The organism is Brachybacterium phenoliresistens (assembly GCF_000576425.1).
GTDB classification, from domain to species: domain Bacteria; phylum Actinomycetota; class Actinomycetes; order Actinomycetales; family Dermabacteraceae; genus Brachybacterium; species Brachybacterium phenoliresistens.
In genome coordinates this window covers 154,864-172,595 of record NZ_KK069988.1, presented here as the reverse complement: position 1 = coordinate 172,595, position 17,732 = coordinate 154,864, and the positions used below count along the sequence as shown (strand labels likewise).

16 protein-coding genes and 1 tRNA gene are annotated in these 17,732 nt (G+C 73.6%); 4 read left to right on the top strand and 13 right to left on the bottom strand.

Annotated elements, in window-relative coordinates:
* Positions 1 to 59 precede the first annotated feature (59 nt).
* Positions 60 to 626, top strand: coding sequence for a hypothetical protein (locus tag BF93_RS00800; protein ID WP_051486356.1), 567 nt, complete (start codon positions 60 to 62; stop codon positions 624 to 626).
* 28 nt (positions 627 to 654) lie between these two features.
* Here BF93_RS00800 and BF93_RS00795 read toward each other — a convergent pair whose 3' ends face one another.
* Positions 655 to 2,055: an NAD(P)-binding protein gene (locus BF93_RS00795; RefSeq protein WP_038370036.1), complete on the bottom strand. Its 1,401-nt coding sequence runs from the start codon at positions 2,053 to 2,055 to the stop codon at positions 655 to 657.
* A gap of 147 nt (positions 2,056 to 2,202) precedes the next feature.
* Between BF93_RS00795 and BF93_RS00790 the strand changes: the two genes are divergently transcribed.
* Together BF93_RS00790 and BF93_RS00785 are read left to right on the top strand one after the other, a co-directional pair.
* On the top strand, positions 2,203 to 2,730 hold the full coding sequence (locus tag BF93_RS00790) for a winged helix-turn-helix domain-containing protein (protein ID WP_038370034.1): 528 nt from the start codon (positions 2,203 to 2,205) through the stop codon (positions 2,728 to 2,730).
* Complete coding sequence (locus BF93_RS00785; RefSeq protein WP_038370033.1) at positions 2,727 to 3,968, top strand: MFS transporter; 1,242 nt, start codon at positions 2,727 to 2,729, stop codon at positions 3,966 to 3,968. The genes BF93_RS00790 and BF93_RS00785 overlap by 4 nt, the downstream gene beginning before the upstream one ends.
* Positions 3,969 to 3,995: 27 nt before the next feature.
* On the opposite strand, the gene BF93_RS00780 is transcribed toward BF93_RS00785, so the two are convergent.
* From BF93_RS00780 to BF93_RS00715, 12 genes are all read right to left on the bottom strand, one after another.
* A tRNA-Ala gene (locus BF93_RS00780) sits at positions 3,996 to 4,068 on the bottom strand.
* An 80-nt stretch (positions 4,069 to 4,148) separates the two neighbouring features.
* Positions 4,149 to 4,796 (bottom strand): histidine phosphatase family protein, encoded by a 648-nt coding sequence (locus BF93_RS00775; RefSeq protein WP_051486355.1) that lies wholly within the window; start codon positions 4,794 to 4,796, stop codon positions 4,149 to 4,151.
* Positions 4,793 to 5,197 carry a ribosome silencing factor gene (gene rsfS / locus BF93_RS00770; RefSeq protein WP_038370032.1) on the bottom strand — a complete coding sequence of 135 codons (405 nt, stop codon included), beginning with the start codon at positions 5,195 to 5,197 and terminating at the stop codon, positions 4,793 to 4,795. Before rsfS ends, BF93_RS00775 begins: the two co-directional genes overlap by 4 nt.
* Positions 5,194 to 6,156, bottom strand: a complete 963-nt coding sequence (locus BF93_RS19685; RefSeq protein WP_198025317.1) for a hypothetical protein — start codon at positions 6,154 to 6,156, stop codon at positions 5,194 to 5,196. The genes rsfS and BF93_RS19685 overlap by 4 nt, the downstream gene beginning before the upstream one ends.
* A complete protein-coding gene (gene nadD / locus BF93_RS00755) occupies positions 6,140 to 6,757 on the bottom strand; it encodes a nicotinate-nucleotide adenylyltransferase (protein WP_084148156.1) in 618 nt (205 codons plus the stop codon). The genes BF93_RS19685 and nadD overlap by 17 nt, the downstream gene beginning before the upstream one ends.
* 5 nt (positions 6,758 to 6,762) lie before the next feature.
* On the bottom strand, positions 6,763 to 6,981 hold the full coding sequence (locus BF93_RS00750) for a hypothetical protein (RefSeq protein ID WP_051486354.1): 219 nt from the start codon (positions 6,979 to 6,981) through the stop codon (positions 6,763 to 6,765).
* A 121-nt stretch (positions 6,982 to 7,102) separates the two neighbouring features.
* Positions 7,103 to 8,452: a glutamate-5-semialdehyde dehydrogenase gene (locus tag BF93_RS00745; RefSeq protein ID WP_084148155.1), complete on the bottom strand. Its 1,350-nt coding sequence runs from the start codon at positions 8,450 to 8,452 to the stop codon at positions 7,103 to 7,105.
* Between the two features lie 59 nt (positions 8,453 to 8,511).
* A complete protein-coding gene (proB, locus tag BF93_RS00740) occupies positions 8,512 to 9,663 on the bottom strand; it encodes a glutamate 5-kinase (RefSeq protein WP_198025316.1) in 1,152 nt (383 codons plus the stop codon).
* A gap of 79 nt (positions 9,664 to 9,742) precedes the next feature.
* Positions 9,743 to 11,356: a GTPase ObgE gene (gene obgE, locus BF93_RS00735; RefSeq protein ID WP_084148154.1), complete on the bottom strand. Its 1,614-nt coding sequence runs from the start codon at positions 11,354 to 11,356 to the stop codon at positions 9,743 to 9,745.
* A 140-nt stretch (positions 11,357 to 11,496) separates the two neighbouring features.
* Positions 11,497 to 11,751, bottom strand: a complete 255-nt coding sequence (gene rpmA, locus BF93_RS00730) for a 50S ribosomal protein L27 (protein ID WP_038370030.1) — start codon at positions 11,749 to 11,751, stop codon at positions 11,497 to 11,499.
* Positions 11,752 to 11,796: 45 nt separating this feature from the next.
* The gene (gene rplU / locus BF93_RS00725) at positions 11,797 to 12,105 is read right to left on the bottom strand and encodes a 50S ribosomal protein L21 (RefSeq protein ID WP_038370029.1); all 309 of its coding nucleotides are present in this window, start codon (positions 12,103 to 12,105) and stop codon (positions 11,797 to 11,799) included.
* Positions 12,106 to 12,392: 287 nt separating this feature from the next.
* Entirely contained in the window at positions 12,393 to 15,689 is a 3,297-nt protein-coding gene (locus tag BF93_RS00715) for an Rne/Rng family ribonuclease (protein ID WP_084148153.1), read from the bottom strand.
* 482 nt (positions 15,690 to 16,171) lie between these two features.
* On the opposite strand from BF93_RS00715, the gene BF93_RS00710 reads away from it, so the two are divergent.
* Complete coding sequence (locus BF93_RS00710; RefSeq protein ID WP_038370028.1) at positions 16,172 to 17,728, top strand: cytochrome ubiquinol oxidase subunit I; 1,557 nt, start codon at positions 16,172 to 16,174, stop codon at positions 17,726 to 17,728.
* Positions 17,729 to 17,732 lie beyond the last annotated feature (4 nt).

The window sequence follows — 17,732 nt, the reverse complement described above, 5'->3', positions numbered from 1 at the left end:
GGGGCGGGCTACGGTGACCTCTAACTCGAACACCACTGTACGAGAAGAGGCGATGTCCCGTGACGGCACCCGCGCCGACCGCGTCCCGGCCCGCCCTCGGGCTCCGCTCCGGCCTCGCCGTCCTCGCCGGGGTGGTCGTCGCCGTCGCGACGGGATTCCAGTCCGACCTCGCCCCGCTGATCATGGTGTGCTCGGCGATCTATCTCTGTGCGGCGGCGGTCGGTCGTCGCGGCGCCGCATGGCTGGGCTTCGCCGCCTCCTTCGTCGTGCTGACGCCCGGCTTCGTCCTGGACTCCCCCTGGGTGCCAATCCTCGCCCTGCTGGCCATCCAGCTGGTCCTCGTCGTCGTGGGCGTCGTGCGGGGCGCCTGGACGACCGGGCCGGCGCGGCTCCAGCTGTACGGCGCGGCGGGGTTCGGGGCGCTCGCCGTCCTCGCCGTCGCGGTCGAGGGGGCCGGGCCCGCGGCTGGGGTGCTCACCGTCCTCGGGCTGCTGGGCCATGGCGCCTGGGACATCGGACACCATCGGGCCGATGCCGTGGTCACCCGCCCCTATGCGCTGTTCTGCGCGGTGCTCGACATGGTCCTCGCAGTCCTGGTGGCCGTCGGCCTCGTCACCGGCGCCTGAGGCACCCTCGCCCCACGGCGCCGCGGGCTCACGCCGCGGCCTCGCGCGCGAGCCGGGCCAGCGCCGCCGCGCCCGGCGCCGTCTGCGCCGCTACCCGGGCCAGCACGTCCTCGAGCGCCGGGGACCGGGCGCCGGCCGGCACCCGGGCCGGGTTCAGCGCCACGGTCCGCGCCCAGGCGGCGATGTCCGGATGGGCGCCGAAGGTCGCTGCGGAGCGGGTCCCCTGCGCCGTCATGCCGACCCAGTCCGCCGGCGTGCTCGGGTACGGGGTGGGCAGGCAGATCCGGTTCTTGAGCTCGTCGTCGTCGCGGGTCGCCTCGACATAGCCGATGAGCGCCGCACCGAAGCAGGGGAAGCCGGCCCGGACCGGCTGGATCCGGATCGCCTCGCGGCCCCAGATCGGCACACCGGGCTCGCGCCGCAGGCCGCGCGCCGCGCAGTGCACGACCAGCGCATCCGCGCGGATCCGCACCTCGCCCCCGTCCAGCAGCAGACGCCCTCGCTCGACGCGGCGCAGGTGCCCGCGGCGCACCACGTCCTCCACGCTGCGCAACAGGTCCAGCTCCCATCGGCCCAGGGTCGGCGCCCGCGCCATCGTCGGGGTCCGGGAGCGGTCGATGCGGAGCATGACGCCGGCGTCCTCGAGACGCAGGAACAGGTCGTCGACGCCGGCCGCGTGCTGGGCGGCCTCGAGGATGTCGGCCGCCATGCCCAGGAACACGGCCGGATCGGGCTGGACGACGGCGCGGTCGAGCATCCAGGGCTCCCGCGGCCGCACCCAGCAGATCGCCTCCGGGCGGACCCCGCGGCCCAGCAGCCACACCACGGTGTCGCTGGCCGTCTTCCCCGATCCCACGACGACGTACTGGCTCGGAGCGTCCTCGATGCGGGGCAGTGCATGGGCGGGCAGGACGCGGGCGTCCGCGGCGACCCCGAACGGCGGCGGCGTGCTCGCGGGGATCTGCGGCGAGAGGTACCGGGCATCCACGATCCGGCAGCGCTCGGGGACGGCGTACTCGATCCCGCCGTGGCGGAGGGTGCGGCGGTCGGCGTCGTAGTCCGCGCCGCCGAGGAACTCGACCCGCCCCGTCGGCAGCAGGCGATCGTGCAGCACCTGCGCGTAGTAGGCGCAGATCTCCTCGCGGTCGGCCCGTTCGTGGAGCCCCGCCTCGGGTCCGCTGGTCTGGAGACGCCCTGCGCCCAGCGGCGTCGACGCCACGCCGTAGAACCGGGACGCCTGGTGCAGGCGCACATAGGGGTAGGCGTCGAGCCAGTGGCCGCCCGGCGCCGTCCGCCGATCCGCCAGCACCACCCTCGCGCGGCCGTGGTCGACCAGCGCATCGGTGAACGCCATGCCGGCGGCGCCGGCGCCGACGACCAGGTGGTCGGCGTCGAGGATGCGGCGAGTCCGCGGGCCGGTCTCGTCCATGGGGCACCTCCTGGCGTCGGTGGCGACCGGGCACGAGAGCGGGGCCGGATGTGGCCGACAGCCTAGTGCGTCCGGAGCGCGGTGACGAGGTGCGCGAGAATGCAAAGATCCCTTTGCAAACACTTCTTTGCACTGTAGGGTCGCGCCATGCCCACGACCCGCTTCGTCGTCGAGGACGTCGACACCCTCAAGGCCATCAGCCATCCCCTGCGCCTGCGCCTGCTCGGCCTGCTGCGCTCGGACGGTCCCGCCACCGCCTCCGAGCTCGCCCGCGCCGTCGGCGAGTCCAGCGGCTCGACCTCGTACCATCTGCGTCAGCTCGCGCGGTACGGGTTCGTCGCCGACGAGCTCGAACGGCGGACGGGTCGCGAGCGGCGCTGGCGCGCCGTGCACGACATGACCGTCCTGCCCGACTCCCTGTCCGCGCTCCCCGGAGGCCGCGCGGCCCTGGACCGGGTGCGCGAGCGCCAGCTCCAGCTGCTGCGCGACGGGCTCGAGGCCTGGCACGAGGACCCCGGGGCCCCGGGGCTCGGCCACAGCGACTACCTGCTCTCCCTGGACCCGGAGGACCTCCGCGAGCTCCAGGACGAGATCTCCGCGCTCATCGAGCGCTATCGGGACCGGGACGGATCGCAGGCGGTGACGATGCACGTGCTCTCCCTCCCGCGGACATGACGCTCGCCGCCCGCTTCCGGCTGCTGACCGCCCTGCGCTGGCTGCCCACCGGCCTGGTGATCCCGGTGATGGCCCTCCTCCCCCTGCAGCGGGGCATGAGCGTGGCCGAGATGGGCGCGGCCCTCGCCGTCCAGGGCATCGTCGTGCTCTGCCTCGAGCTGCCGATGGGCGCCCTGGCCGACACCTGGGGGCGACGGCCGCTCTTCGTGGCCTCGGCGGTCCTCGCGCTCGCCTCGTACGGGGTGTTCGCCGTGGCCGCCACGCCCCTCCTGCTCGCGCTCGCCGCCGCCCTCTCCGGCGTGTTCCGCGCCCTGGACAGCGGCGCCCTGAACGCCTGGTTCGTGGACGAGATCCATTCGACCCTCCCCCCGGAGCGGCGCGCCGACGCCGTGACGCGGGGGCTCGGCGGGGCCAGCGGAGCGGTCGGGGTGTCGATCGCGGGAGGCTCGCTGCTGTCCGCCGGCCTCGTCGCCTGGTCCCCGGGAGGCCCCGGGACCGCGCTGGTGTTCCCCTTCCTGGCCGCATCGGGCCTGGTGATCGCGCAGATCGTGGCGACCGCCCTGCTCATGCACGAGCCGCGCCGGAGGGCGGCCGGCGCCGTGCACGCCGCGCAGGCGGTGCGCGACGGCGTCCGGCTGCTCGCCGGCTCCCGGGTGCTGCGCGCCCTGATCGCGGTGGAGATCTTCTGGGGCTTCGGGATGGTCGCCTTCGAGACCTACATGCCCGTGCGCCTGGCGGAGCTGCTCGGGGACCGCGACCTCGCCGCCGCGATCCTCGGCCCGGTGGTCGCCGCGGCGTGGGGCGTCGCGGCCCTCGGCGCCGCCGCCGTCCCGGCCGCGGTGCGCCGATGGGGTCTGGTGCGGATCTCCGTGGCCCTGCGCCTGGCCCAGGGCGCCTTCGTGATCGCGATGGGACTGGCGTGGGGCCCGGTCGGGCTCCTCGCAGGCTTCCTCGCCACCTACGCCGTGCACATGGCGGCCGGTGTGGCCTACGAGGCCCTCCTGCACCAGGAGGTCGACTCCGCCCACCGCGCGACCGTGCTGTCCCTGGCCTCGATGGCGATGCAGCCGGCGGGCTCGATCGGCACCGTGGTGCTGGGGCTCATCGCCGCCGGCGCGTCCACCGGTGCCGCGCTCGTGGTCGGAGGGATCGTGATCGCGCTCGCCGCGCCGCTGTTCCTGGTCCGCGCGCGGCCCGGGACAGCAGAAGGGCCCCGCCGTCCGGCGGGGCCCTTCTGACGAGTCACTGTCTCACGGTTTCTCGAGTGGAGCTAAGGGGATTCGAACCCCTGACCTCTTCCATGCCATGGAAGCGCGCTACCAACTGCGCCATAGCCCCGTAGTGGGTGTCTCCTCGGCTTCGCGACTCTTCCGAGCCCCTCGCCGTGGCGACTCATCTAGATTACAACGCCCCTGGCCTCAGGTGAAATCGGGAGGCAGGTTGTGTGACAGCAACCTCATCGCCCCGGCCTCCCCCGCCTGGACACGGACCTCGAGGGTGCTGCGGTGGCAGTTCTCGAGCCCGCCGATGCCGCGGAACCCTTCGGGGTCCAGACCCAGCAGTCCGGTGATCCCCAGGGTGATGGCGGCGCCGTGGGCGACCACGAGCACCGTGGAGCCGGCGTGCTCGACCGCGAGGCGGCGGCAGGCGTCGGCGACGCGCTGCGCGACGGCCGTGCGCGCCTCCACATCGGCGCCCAGCACGGGGCGCTGGGAGATCCACTCGACGTAGAGCTCGGGCCACTCGGCCTGGATCTCCTCCCGGGTGAGCCCCTCCCACTGCCCGAAGCTGCGCTCGAGGAACGCCGCGTCGGTGCGGACGGTGCGGCCGGTGCGGTCCGCCACCGCCTGGGCCGTGGCGAGGGCCCGGCTCAGCGGCGAGGCGATGATGACGTCCGGGGCGACGGGCTCGAGGGCGCGCCCGAGCGCCTGCGCTTGGCTGCGCCCCAGGGCGTTCAGGGGGATGTCGACCTGGCCCTGGAGCTTCAGGGCCTTGTTGTGGTCCGTCTGCCCGTGGCGGGCCAGGATGAGCCGGGTCGCCTCGGCCGCCGCGGAGGGACGGGTCACGCGGAGGCCTCGCCGGTGCCCTCGGAGCCCGGCTCCCGGGAGTCGATCTGGAGGTCCACGACGGGGGCGTCGCGCCACAGCCGCTCGAGCGCGTAGAAGGCGCGGTCCTCGGCGTGCTGGACGTGCACGACGATGTCCCCGTAGTCCAGCAGGACCCAGCGGGCGTCGCGCTCGCCCTCGCGGCGCAGCGGCTTGCGGCGACGCTGCTTGAGCAGCTCCTCCTCGATGCCGTCCACGATGCCGGACACCTGGCGCTCGGAGGTGCCCGAGGCCACCAGGAAGATGTCGGTGATCGCGAGCTGCTCGGAGACGTCGAGACCGATCACCTCCTCGGCGAGCTTGTCGGCGGCGGCCTGTGCGGCGACGCGGGCCAGGTCGATCGATTCCTCGTAAGCGCTCACGCGGGCGTACCCCTCCAGGGTGCGTAGTCGGTTCCGGAGCCGGCAAGGAGTGCCGCCACCGTGTCCTCGACACCGGCCAGGGCGCCGGTGTCACCGCCGATCACGCCGGTGACCAGGAGGATCACCAGGGTGAGGACGGCAAGGGCGATCAGGGCCCAGACGATCCACAGCACGCGGCTGGATCCCTTGCGCTCGGGACGGTGCAGCACCCGCCCGTCGAAGCGCGGGGCGGGACGCGGGTCCGGGGCCTCGCTGACGGTCATCTCCCCGAGCTCCACGCCGTCGGCGTCGCGCGCGGGCATCCGCGTCACGGTCGCGGTGGCGGTGCCGCGGGAGGCGGCGGCCGGGGCCGCCGCAGCCGCCGGCGCGGTCGCCGTGCCGGCTCCCGCCCCGGAGCCCGCCATGCCGGCGCCCGCCGCGGCGGGGGCCTGCGTCGTGGTCAGCACGGCGCCGGCGACGACCGGTCGCTCGGTGGCCCGCGGACCGGGCGCGTCCTCGTCGGGGACCGCCGTCAGCACATCGGTGGGCGGCTCGACCCAGAGGCTCGTCGGGGCCTCGCCGACGCCCGGGGCGGCCCCGGGGGCGGGGCGCTCGGCGGTGTCGCCGTCGGCATCGGGAGCCGGCTCCGACCCGTCGGGGACGGGCGCGAGCGCGACGGTGTCCTCCGCCGGGGCGGCAGGAGCGTCCTCGACGGCCTGGCTCTCCCCCGTGACCTCGACCTCGTCGGGGGCATCGGTGATCTCCACGACGCGGGCGCGGCGTCCGAACTTGCGCAGCTTGGGCGCGGGAGCATCGGCCGGAGGGCTCGGCACGGCGCCGCGCAGCGGCGGGATGGGGCCGGTCTGGTCCACCGACTCCTGCGCCGCGCGCGCCGCGAGCTCCGCCGCCTCCTCGGGAGACAGCCGGCGAGCTCGCCGACCGTGCGGGCGCGACGTGGGCGCATCAGTGCTCTCGGTCAACGCCGTCACCTCCTGTGTAGAGGGCGTACTTGTTGATGTATTGGACCACGCCGTCGGGAACCAGGTACCACACCGGCGCGCCGCCGGCGACGCGGGAGCGCAGGTCCGTCGAGCTGATCGCCATGGCGGGGACCTCGATCAGGGTGACCCGATCCGCGGGCAGGCCGTCGGTCTCCAGCTCGTGCTCGGGGCGCGTGACCCCGACGAAGTGCGCCAGCTCGAAGATCTCCTGGGTGTCCTTCCAGGTGAGGATGGACTGGAGGGCATCGGCCCCGGTGATGAAGAACAGGTCCGCGTCGGGGTGGAGCTGGGACAGGTCGCGCAGGGTGTCGATCGTGTAGGTCGCCCCGGGACGGTCCACGTCCACGCGGGAGACCGTGAACACGGGGTTCGCGGCCGTGGCGACGACGGTCATGAGGTAGCGGTGCTCGGGATCGGAGATGCGGCGGTCCGACTTCTGCCAGGGCCGGCCGGTCGGGACGAAGATGACCTCGTCCAGCCCGAAGACGCTCTGCACCTCGCTGGCTGCGACGAGATGGCCGTGGTGGATGGGATCGAAGGTCCCGCCCATCACGCCGATGCGTCGCCGCCGAGCCTCCATCGGGTTCAGCGGGTGCGGCGCTCGGTCGACGAGGCCCCGTGGTGCTCGGCGCCGTGCTCCGCGGCGTCCTCCCGGCGGCGCGGCTGGTTCAGCCCGCTGAAGAGGAACGTGATTCCGAGCAGGCACATGAGGACGATGAAGAAACCGCCCCCGACCAGGTACGGCGGAATGCCCTCCGTGGAGTGCGAGCCGTTCTCGGCGAGGATCAGGAGCTGATCGATCATGGGGTGGGGCCTTTCGACGATGGACCACACCATCATCCCATAGCCGCAGCGCAGGCGATGCCTGCCACGCGCAGGCCGTGCGGGGCGTCTCAGTGCCGCACGGCCTGCGCGCCCGTCCCGCTCAGGGGCGCACGTGCCCCTGTCCGACCACGATCCACTTGGTGGTGGTCATCTCGGGAAGGCCCATCGGGCCGCGGGCATGGAGCTTCTGGGTCGAGATGCCGATCTCCGCGCCGAAGCCGAACTCGCCGCCGTCGCTGAACCGGGTGGAGGCGTTGGCCATCACCACCGCCGAGTCGACCTCGGCGAGGAAGCGGCGCTGGCTCTCCAGGTCGCGGGTGAGGATCGACTCGGTGTGCCCGGTGGAGTGGGCGCGGATGTGCGCCAGCGCCTCGTCGAAATCCTCGACGACCTTCACGGCGAGGTCGAGGGAGAGGTACTCCGTCTCCCAGTCCTGCGAGGTCGCCGGGACCACGCGCGCGGCCGTGCCCGCCGCGGCGAGGATCTCCTGGGCGGTGTCGTCGGCGTGGAGGGTGACGTCCTTCGCGGCGAGGCGCTCGGCCAGCAGCGGGAGCGCGCGCTCGGCGACGCCGCGATGCACCAGCAGGGTCTCCAGCGCGTTGCACACGCCGATGCGATGGGTCTTGGCGTTGACCACGATGTCCGCGGCGGCCTCGAGGTCGGCGCTCGCGTCGACGAGGATGTGCGTGTTGCCGGTCCCCGTCTCGATCACGGGCACGGTCGAGTTCTCGACGACCCGGGCGATCAGCCCGGCGCCGCCGCGCGGGATCAGCACGTCGACCAGACCGCGGGCGGTCATGAGCACGCCCACGCCGTCCCGGCCGTGCTCGTCGATGCCGATCACGAGGTCCTCGGGCAGGCCCTGCTCGGCCAGCACGGAGCGCAGCACGGCGATGAGGGCCGTGTTCGAGTGCAGGGCGGCCGAGCCGCCCCGCAGCACCACGGCGTTGCCGGACTTCAGGGCGAGACCGGCGGCATCGACCGTGACGTTCGGGCGGGCCTCGTAGACCATGCCGATCACGCCGAGCGGGACGCGCATCTGCCGCAGCTCGAGGCCGTTGCGCAGGATCGAGCCGCGGACCACCTCGCCGACCGGGTCGGGCAGGGCCGCCGCGTCCCGCAGCTGCTGGGCGATGCTCCCCACGCGCTCGGGCGTCAGCAGCAGCCGGTCGCGCAGCCCCGCCTCGATGCCGGCGGCATCGGCCGCCTCGATGTCACGGGCGTTCGCGGTGACGATCTCGTCGGCCCGGGCGACGAGCGCCTCGGCCATCGCCAGCAGGACGGCGTCCTTGCGGTCGCGGGTCAGCCGGGCGAGGGCCGGCTGGGCGTCCCGCGCGGCGGATGCCGCGGCGAGCACCGCCTCGCGCACCCCCTGCGGGGCGGTGGGTTCCGGGGCGGTCGCGGTATCGGTCTGAGGATCGGTCACCGGGGTCTGCTCCTGGATGCTCATCCCTCGAGTGTAGGAGCTGCGGCGCTCGGCGTCGTGGGCATCTCGCGCTGCATGTCCCCTCACAGCAGCACGAGGTCGTCGCGGTGGATCACCGGGCGGGCGTACCGCTCCCCCAGGGTGCGCCGCACGGATCCCGTGGTCAGACCCATCATCGGGGTGATCTCCTCGCTCGAGAAGGCCACCAGTCCGCGCACGATGACCTCCCCGTCCGGACCGGCGACATCCACCGGCACCCCGGCCGGGAAGGTCCCGTCGACGCCGACGATGCCGACGGCGAGCAGGGAGCGGCGGCGGGTGCGCAGCGCGGCGGCGGCGCCCTCGTCGACCTGGATGGTGCCGGCCCCGCGGGTGGCGAAGCGCAGCCACACCAGGCGGGAGCGCCGGCGGCCGCGATGGGCCGGGAAGAAGGTGCCCTGGTCCGCTCCGTCGAGCACGGACCGCGCGTTCGCGGCCGAGGTCAGGATCGTGGCCGTCCCCGTGGTGGCGGCGTGCTGGGCCGCGGCGAGCTTCGTGACCATCCCGCCGGTGCCGACCCGGGAGCCGACCGAGCCGACCGAGACGCCCTCGAGCGAGGAGGCGTCGGCGACCACGTCGATGCGCTGGGCGCCCGGCTCCTTGGGCGGAGCGGTGTACAGCGCGTCGACGTCGGTGAGCAGGACGAGCAGGTCCGCGCCGATCAGCTGGGAGACGAGCGCGGCGAGGCGGTCGTTGTCGCCGAAGCGGATCTCATGGGTGGCGGTGGCGTCGTTCTCGTTGACCACGGGGATCACCCCGAGATCCATCAGCGCCTCGAGGGAGCTGCGCACGTTGCGGTAGGTCTCCGAGCGGATCACGTCCGATTCGGTGAGCAGGACCTGGCCGGTGATGCGGCCGTGCCGCTCGAAGGCGCGCGACCAGGCCCGCGCCAGGATCGCCTGGCCCACGCTCGCGGCGGCCTGCTGCACGGCGGTGTCGGTGGGACGGCCGGGCAGCCGCAGCACGCCGAGCGCCGCAGCGATCGCTCCCGAGCTGACCAGCACGACGTCGCATCCGCGCCGGGTGAGCGTGACGACGTCATCGGCCAGGGAGTGGACCCGCTCGACGTCCAGGCGGCCCGAGGGCTCGGTCAGGGACGAGGAGCCGATCTTGATGACGATGCGCCGGGCGCTGGTGATGCTCTCACGGGTGGTCAGTCGGGCAGGCAGACGGGTGGTGAAGTCGGATTCGGTCACTGAGGGGGCGTCCTCTCCGCTGTCGCTGGACGGAGCCGGATGGGGAGCCGGCACCGTGGCGCCGCAGGGTCACGGCTGGTCAGCCATCCTCGCGCTGTTCCGCGTTCTGGTCCTCCGAGATCTCACCACGTGGGAATTCCCCTGCCGGATCGGAGACGGAGGTCACAGCCGGATCGGCGGCCGCAGGGTCGGTCCAGTGGCCGGAACGGCGCTCCTCCTCCATGGCGGCGATGCGCCCGAGCCGGGCCGCGGTGCGGGCCTTCTGGTCCTCGCGCTTCTGCTCGCGGGTGGGCCGATGGTGGTCCTCCATGCGCCGGTCCGTGCCGCGACGGCCCAGCAGCTCGGCGCCGCCCATCATGGTCGGCTCCCAGTCGAAGACCACGGCGTCCTGGCCCGGCCCGATGAGGACGGTGTCCCCGGCGACGGCCCCGGCGCGGTAGAGCTCCTCCTCCACGCCCAGGCGGGCCAGGCGGTCGGCGAGGTAGCCGACGGCCTCGTCGTTGGAGAACTGGGTCTGGCGCACCCAGCGCTCGGGCTTGTCGCCGATCACGCGGTACGCGGTCGCGCCGTCGTACTGCTCGGTGACCACCCGGAAGCCGGCGGAGTCCTGCGCCTCGGGGGTCAGCACGATGGGGGCGAGGGTCGGCTCGGGCAGGGCGGCGCGCGCCTGCTCCACCAGACGACCCAGCTCGAAGGAGAGCTCGCGCAGGCCCTTGCGGGAGACGGCGCTGACCTCGAGCACGGGCACGCCGCGCTCGCCCAGGGAGTCCCGCACCAGCTCGGCCATGTCCGAGCCGTCGGGCAGGTCCGTCTTGTTCAGCACGATCACCGTCGGGCGCTCGAGCAGCGGGACGCGGGCCCCGGCGTCGGCGTCCAGCCCGTCGGCGTAGGCCGCGAGCTCCGCCTCGATGGTGCGCAGATCCCCGAGCGGGTCGCGATCGGACTCCAGGGTCGCCGCGTCCAGCACGTGCACGATCACATGGCAGCGCTCGATGTGGCGCAGGAAGTCCAGGCCCAGGCCCTTGCCCTCGCTCGCCCCCGGGATCAGGCCGGGGACGTCGGCGATGGTGTAGCGGAACTCCCCCGCCTCGACCACGCCGAGGTTCGGCACCAAGGTGGTGAACGGATAGTCCGCGATCTTCGGGCGGGCCGCGCTCATCGCCGCGATGAGCGAGCTCTTGCCGGCGCTGGGGTAGCCGACCAGGGCCACGTCCGCGACGGACTTGAGCTCGAGGATCAGCCGACGCTCCTGCCCGGGCTCGCCGAGCAGCGCGAAGCCGGGGGCCTTTCGCTTGCTCGAGGCGAGCGCCGCGTTGCCCAGTCCGCCCTGGCCGCCGCGGGCGGCCACGAAGCGCGAGCCGATGCCCACGAGGTCCGCGAGCACCGTGCCGTCCTCGGCATGGACGACCGTGCCGTCCGGCACGGGCAGGACGAGGTCCTCGCCGCGCGCCCCGTGACGGAGATCGCCCTTGCCGAAGTCCCCGGAGGGAGCCTTCTGGTGCGGCTTGTGGTGGTAGCTGAGCAGCGTCGTGGTGGAGGCGTCGACCTCGAGGATCACGTCCCCGCCGCGCCCTCCGTTGGCGCCGTCGGGACCGGCCAGGGGCTTGAACTTCTCCCTCCGGATCGAGGCGGCGCCGTGTCCGCCGTCGCCGGCCTTCACGCTCAGCACGACGCGGTCGACGAACGAGACCATGGGCTCTCCTCCTGGGATCGGGATGGTGTGATGCTATGCGCGACGGGGGTCCCGCCGCGACGACGACAAGGGGCGGAGCCGTCGGCTCCGCCCCTTGTCTGGGTGTGCTCGCCGCCCCGGTCGCCCGGGGCCGTGCCGGATCAGGCTCCGGCGACCACGTTGACGACGCGGCGGTCGCGCTTGCGACCGAACTCCACGACGCCCGCGGTGAGGGCGAACAGGGTGTCGTCGTTGCCGCGACCCACGCCGTCACCGGGGTGGATGCGGGTGCCGCGCTGGCGGATGAGGATCTCGCCCGCGCCGACCTCCTGGCCGCCGAAGCGCTTCACGCCGAGGCGCTGCGCGTTGGAGTCGCGGCCGTTCTTCGAGGAGCTTGCGCCCTTCTTATGTGCCATGTCGGTACCTTCTTCCGTCTCGTTGTCGCCGGGTGGGGATCGCGCTCAGGCGATGCCCGTGATGGTGAGCCGGGTCAGTTCCTGACGGTGGCCCTGGCGCTTCTTGTAGCCGGTCTTGTTCTTGTACTTGAGGATGCGGACCTTGGGGCCGCGGAGGGCCTCCACGATCTCGCCGGTCACGGTGACCTTCTCGAGCTCCTCCTGCGAGGAGGTGACCTTGTCGCCGTCGACCAGGAGGACGGGAGCGAACTGAACGCTGTCGCCCGCCTCGCCGGCCACACGGTTGATCACGATGGTGTCGCCGACCGACACCTTCTCCTGACGACCGCCTGCGCGGACGATTGCGTACACCACGTCAATGCTCCATCTCGTTCAATGCGAATATGTCTGGTTCCGTCGAAGGCCCGCGGACCAGCGACCGTCGACCGCGCCCTGCCCGATGGGGATCAGGCCGGGCGGGAGGGGCGGTCGCGCGTAGCCGGAGCGACGAACACGACTGCGGCGCCGAAGTGCGCCAGGGGACAGCTTACGATCTCCGCAACCCCCGGGTCAACCATCAAACCCCCCGCGACCAGCGCAGATGCGCTCCAGAGCTGTGGAACGCATCACGCGCGGGCCGCCGGTGGAGATGGTCGCGCCCCTCAGGACGCGGGATCCCCCTCCGAGGCGCCGGCAGGGGCCGACTCCTCCGGGGCGGGATCCGGCGCCGGAGCCGCATCCGAGGCCGGAGCGGCATCGGGCGCCGGGGAGGCGTCGGAGGCGGGCTCCGGCGACTCCTGCGCCGAGGCGGCGGGCTGCTCGGCGGCAGCAGGCTGCTCGGCGGCAGCGGGCTGCTCGGCGGCCGGGGCCGCCTCCCCCGCCGTCTCCTCGGCGGCCGAGGCCGCGCTGCTGCGGGTGCGGCGACGGCTGCGGGACGTGCGGGGGGCGCGCGAGGACTTCTTCGCCGGCTCCTCCGCCGGCTTCTCCGTCTGCTCGGCCTCCGCGGAGCCCTCGGCGGCGTCGGGCGCCGGCGCGTCCGCGGCGGGGGCCTCCGCCGCGGCGTCTGCCGAGTCCGCGGCCGATCCGTCCGCGGGCTTCGCCGTCGCCGGGGCGTCGGCCTCCTCGGAGGCGCTCCGGCCCGCATCCCCGATGCTGATCACCTGGCCGTCGACGACGACCTCCGGGTGCGCGTGACCGGTGGTGGCCGCCGCGATCGAGGCGATGGTCGCCCGGGCGAGGGCCCGGGAGCTCTCGTCCTCCTCGAGGCGGTGCACATCGGCGGAGCGCTCCTCGACCAGGTCGCTCACGGCATCCTTCGCGGAGCCGCCGCGGGACTTGCGCCCCTTGCGTCCCGAGCGGGAGGAGGACGACTCGTCCTCGCTGCGCTCGGCGGCGGGCGCGTGGTCGTGGCCGCCGTCGATGTCGATGGTCACGCCGCGGCCGTTGCAGGCCTCGCAGGTGGTCGAGAAGGTCTCCACCAGTCCCTGGCTGACGCGCTTGCGGGTCATCTGCACCAGGCCCAGCGAGGTGACCTCGGCGACCTGGTGCTTGGTGCGGTCGCGGCCCAGGCACTCGACCATGCGGCGCAGCACGAGGTCGCGGTTGGCCTCGAGCACCATGTCGATGAAGTCGATGACGATGATGCCGCCGATGTCCCGCAGGCGCAGCTGGCGGACGATCTCCTCGGCCGCCTCGAGGTTGTTGCGGGTCACGGTCTCCTCGAGGGAGCCGCCCGAGCCGGTGAACTTGCCGGTGTTCACGTCGACCACGGTCATGGCCTCGGTGCGGTCGATCACCAGGGACCCGCCCGAGGGCAGGTAGACCTTGCGGTCCATGGCCTTGAGCAGCTGCTCGTCGATGCGGTGCTTGGCGAACACGTCCTTGTCGCCGACGTGCTTGGTCAGGCGCTCCAGGAGGTCCGGCGCCACCGAGGAGACGTACTCGTGGACCTCCTCGTAGGTGCGCTCCCCCTGGACGATGAGCGAGGTGAAGTCCTCGTTGAACACGTCGCGCACGACCTTGATGGCCAGGTCCGGCTCGGTCGACAGCGCGGCGGGGGCGCTCTTGGACTTCTGGGCCTTCTGGATCTTCGCCCACTGGGCGCGCAGGCGCTCGACGTCGCGGGTGAGCTCCTCCTCGCTGGCGCCCTCGGCGGCGGTGCGCACGATGACGCCCGCGTCCTCGGGGATGACCTGGCGCATGATCTTCTTCAGGCGCGTGCGCTCGTTGTCGGGCAGCTTGCGGGAGATGCCCGTCATCGAGCCGCCCGGGACGAACACGACATAGCGGCCGGGCAGAGAGATCTGGCTCGTCAGGCGCGCACCCTTGTGGCCGATGGGGTCCTTGGTGACCTGCACCAGCACGGGGTCGCCGCTCTTGAGGGCGAGCTCGATGCGACGCGGCTGGCCCTCCAGGCCCGCGGCGTCCCAGTTGACCTCGCCGGCGTACAGCACGGCGTTGCGGCCCTTGCCGATGTCGACGAAGGCGGCCTCCATGGACGGCAGCACGTTCTGCACCTTGCCGAGGACCACGTTGCCGACCATCGAGGTCTGCGACTTCTGGGCGACGTAGTGCTCGACGAGGATGTCGTCCTCGAGCACGGCGATCTGCACCCGGCCGGAGCGCTCGCGCACCACCATCGAGCGCTTGACGGACTCGCGGCGCGCCAGGAACTCGGCCTCGGTGATCACGGTGCGGCGGCGGCCGTTGTCGCGGCCCTCGCGCCGACGCTGCTTCTTGGCCTCCAGGCGCGTGGAGCCCTTGACGGACTTGACCTCGTCGCGGGCCTCGCGCACCTTGACCACGGTGTTGGGCGGGTCGTCCGAGGAGGCGGCGTCCCCCGTGGAGGAGGAGCTGCCCGAGCGGCGGCGACGACGGCGACGGCGGGAGCTGGAGCCGCTCTGCGCCTCCTCCCCGGACTCGTCCTTGCGGTCCTCGGAATCCTCGGAGGCACCGGCGGCGTCCTCGTCGGCCGCGGTCTCGGGGGCCTTCTCCGACTCGCGCGAGGAGGTGCTCTCCTGACGGCGGCGGGAGCGGCGCGAGGGGGCGGCCTCCTCCTCGGAGTCCTCGGTCTCCTCCTCGTCCTGGCGCCCGCGACCGCGACGGCCGCGGCCTCCGCGACGGCGGCGGCGACGGCTCGCCGAGCCCTCGTCGTCCTCGTCCGCGGCCGGGGAGGAGGCGGCGCCGTCGGCCGAGGTGTCGTCCTCGTCCTCGCGGGCGTCCTCGCCGGCCTCCGGGGCGCCGAAGGCGATGTCGGTGGAGCCCACCGGCGCGTCCTGGGCGCCGACGGTGGTGCGGGGCGCCACCGGGGTGGGCGCCTGGAAGAGCAGGGAGGCGAAGTCGATCTGCGCCTGGGCGCGGCGGTCGGTGTCCGCGCCGCGCGACGAGCCGGCGGCGCCCCGGGCGGTGGCCAGGGCCTCGAGGTCCGCAGCGATGCCGCCGTCGGCGCGGGGGGCGGGCTCCTCGGCGGGAGCCGGGGCGCCGCCGTCCTGCGCGTCCTCGGCCGGCGCGTCCTCGTCCGCGGCGTCCTCGTCCGCGGCGGCGTCCTCGTCGGTCCCGGGGGCGGCGGTCTCGTCCTCGGCCGGTGCAGGGGCGGAGGCCTCGGGAGCGGCCGGGACGTCCGCGGCGGGCGCGTCCTCGGCCGGCGCGTCCTCGGCCGGCGCGGCCTGCTCGGCGGGGGCCTGGGCCGGCTTCTCCTCCAGCACAGGCGGACCGGCGGGGGCGCCGGCGCGGCGGCGCTTGGTGCGGGCCGGTGCGGCGGGCGTCTCGACGACGGCGGCGGCGTGCTCGGGGACGCTCGTGAGCGGGGTGCGGGGGGCGTCCTCCGCGGGGGCGGCCGTCGCTGCGGGCGCTCCGGCCGGCGCTCCGGCGCGGCGGCGGGTCCGGCGGCGCGGTGCCTCGGTGCTGTCGTTCTCGGTGGGCGACGACGAATCGTCGGGCGTGCGGGTGTCCTCAGCCATGGGGGCTGCTCCTTCTGCGAAACCCAGCGCACCCTGCGTCCGCGTGTCATCGTCCCTGGGGACGGAAGTCGTCTGCCCTCGCCGTCGCGCTGCTCCCCGGAATCAGGGAGCGCAGCGATGCTGTCTGCTCGAAGCCACCTCGGTCGCGTAGGACGCGCAGCCGGTGCTCGGCGGGACAACGCCGGGAGGTTCCTCTGCCCGGTACGGGGCGGAGGAGCGCTGTCGACAGTATCGCACAGCACCCGTTCTCCGGCGCAGGCACGTCGCACCGCCGCCCCTCGACCCCCGCCCGGCGCCGGCCCGCCCGCGCCCCCGGGGCGGGCCCCGGGGGCGGGGTCGGACCGCCCCGGCGGCGGTGTGAGCGGCGTTACGCTGAGGGCCGGGTCCTGTGCGTCCCGGTCGCCCCGGGACCTTCGTCCCCTCCCCGTCCCGGTGCGCGGTCGTACGGTCGTCCCAGCGCCCAGAACCTTGGAGGAGGCCTCGTGGAAGCCCTGGACCTGGCACGGTGGCAGTTCGGCATCACCACCGTCTACCACTTCATCTTCGTCCCGCTCACGATCGGGCTCTCGCTGCTGGTCGCCGTCATGCAGACCGCGGCGCACCGCTCCCGGGACGTCGAGCGCGCGGACGCGTGGACGCGGCTCACGAAGTTCTTCGGCTCCCTGCTGATCGTGAACTTCGGGATCGGCATCGCCACCGGCATCGTGCAGGAGTTCCAGTTCGGGATGAACTGGTCGGAGTACGCGCGGTTCGTCGGCGACGTCTTCGGGGCCCCGCTGGCCCTCGAGGGGCTGGCCGCCTTCTTCCTCGAGTCCGTCTTCCTGGGCCTGTGGATCTTCGGCTGGGGCAGGATCCCGGCCCGCGTGCACCTGGCGTGCATCTGGATGGTGGCCCTCGGCACGACCCTGTCGGCCTACTTCATCATCGCCGCCAACTCGTTCATGCAGCATCCCGTCGGCGCGATGCTCAACCCCGAGACGGGGCGCGCGGAGCTCGATCCCTCCCAGGGCTCGCTGTGGGCGGTGCTCACCAACGTCACCGCCCTGGCCGCCTTCCCGCACGTGATCGCCGGCGCCTGGCTGGTCGCCGCCGCCTTCGTCACCGGGGTCGCGGCCTGGCACATGGTGCGCCACCACAACCGTGCCCGGCAGGAGGGGCTGGAGACGGCCGACGGTGCCGCCCACGAGCGGCAGGCCCGCACCGTCTTCCGCCCCGCCCTGCGCCTGGGCGTGGTGGCGATGCTCATCTCCGGGGCGCTGCTCGCGATCACCGGCGACACGCAGGCGCAGATCATGTTCCAGCAGCAGCCGATGAAGATGGCCTCGGCCGAGGCGCTGTGCGAGACCCAGGAGGGCGCCCCCTTCTCGGTGCTCACCATCGGCGGCCCGGACGCCTTCGCCCAGGACTGCTCGAGCGTCACCCACCTCATCGAGATCCCCAACCTCACCTCCTTCCTGGCCACGCACACCTTCGACGCGGAGCTGCAGGGCGTGGACGACCTCAACGCCCAGTACAAGGAGCAGTTCGGCGAGAGCGTCACGGACGTGCACGGCACCGTCCACGAGGCCGACTACCGTCCCAACCTGTTCGTCACCTACTGGTCCTTCCGCCTCATGATCGGCCTGGCCATGTTCAGCGCGGTGCTCGCCCTGTGGGCGCTGTGGATCACCCGCGGTCGCGGGGAGGCCGCCCGCACCACCGGATCGACGGCCTTCGCCTGGTTCGCGGTGCTCGCGATCCCCATGCCGTTCCTCGCCAACATCGCCGGCTGGGTGTTCACCGAGATCGGCCGGCAGCCGTGGGTCGTGGTCCCCAACCCCGATGACCCCACGATCCGCCTGATGACCATGCAGGGGGTCTCCAACCACCCGTCCGCGATGGTCATCACCTCGCTGCTCGTGTTCACCGTGCTCTACGGGATCCTCGCCGTGGTGTGGTTCCACCTCATGCGGCGCGCCGCCCTCGCGGGCATCCCCCTGCCCCGCCGGGACGAGAGCACCGACGAGCTCGACACCCCGACCCTCTCGTTCGGCTACTGAGGAA

What these genes read in the sequence shown, in the direction of transcription:
- BF93_RS00745 (WP_084148155.1), bottom strand. Translation starts at nt 8,452, where the DNA reads ATGAGCATCCAGGAGCAGACCCCGGTGACCGATCCTCAGACCGATACC.
- nadD (WP_084148156.1), bottom strand. Translation starts at nt 6,757, where the DNA reads ATGGAGGCTCGGCGGCGACGCATCGGCGTGATGGGCGGGACCTTCGAT.
- BF93_RS00790 (WP_038370034.1), top strand. Translation starts at nt 2,203, where the DNA reads ATGCCCACGACCCGCTTCGTCGTCGAGGACGTCGACACCCTCAAGGCC.
- rpmA (WP_038370030.1), bottom strand. Translation starts at nt 11,751, where the DNA reads ATGGCACATAAGAAGGGCGCAAGCTCCTCGAAGAACGGCCGCGACTCC.
- BF93_RS00750 (WP_051486354.1), bottom strand. Translation starts at nt 6,981, where the DNA reads ATGATCGATCAGCTCCTGATCCTCGCCGAGAACGGCTCGCACTCCACG.
- BF93_RS00795 (WP_038370036.1), bottom strand. Translation starts at nt 2,055, where the DNA reads ATGGACGAGACCGGCCCGCGGACTCGCCGCATCCTCGACGCCGACCAC.
- BF93_RS00785 (WP_038370033.1), top strand. Translation starts at nt 2,727, where the DNA reads ATGACGCTCGCCGCCCGCTTCCGGCTGCTGACCGCCCTGCGCTGGCTG.
- BF93_RS00715 (WP_084148153.1), bottom strand. Translation starts at nt 15,689, where the DNA reads ATGGCTGAGGACACCCGCACGCCCGACGATTCGTCGTCGCCCACCGAG.
- obgE (WP_084148154.1), bottom strand. Translation starts at nt 11,356, where the DNA reads ATGGTCTCGTTCGTCGACCGCGTCGTGCTGAGCGTGAAGGCCGGCGAC.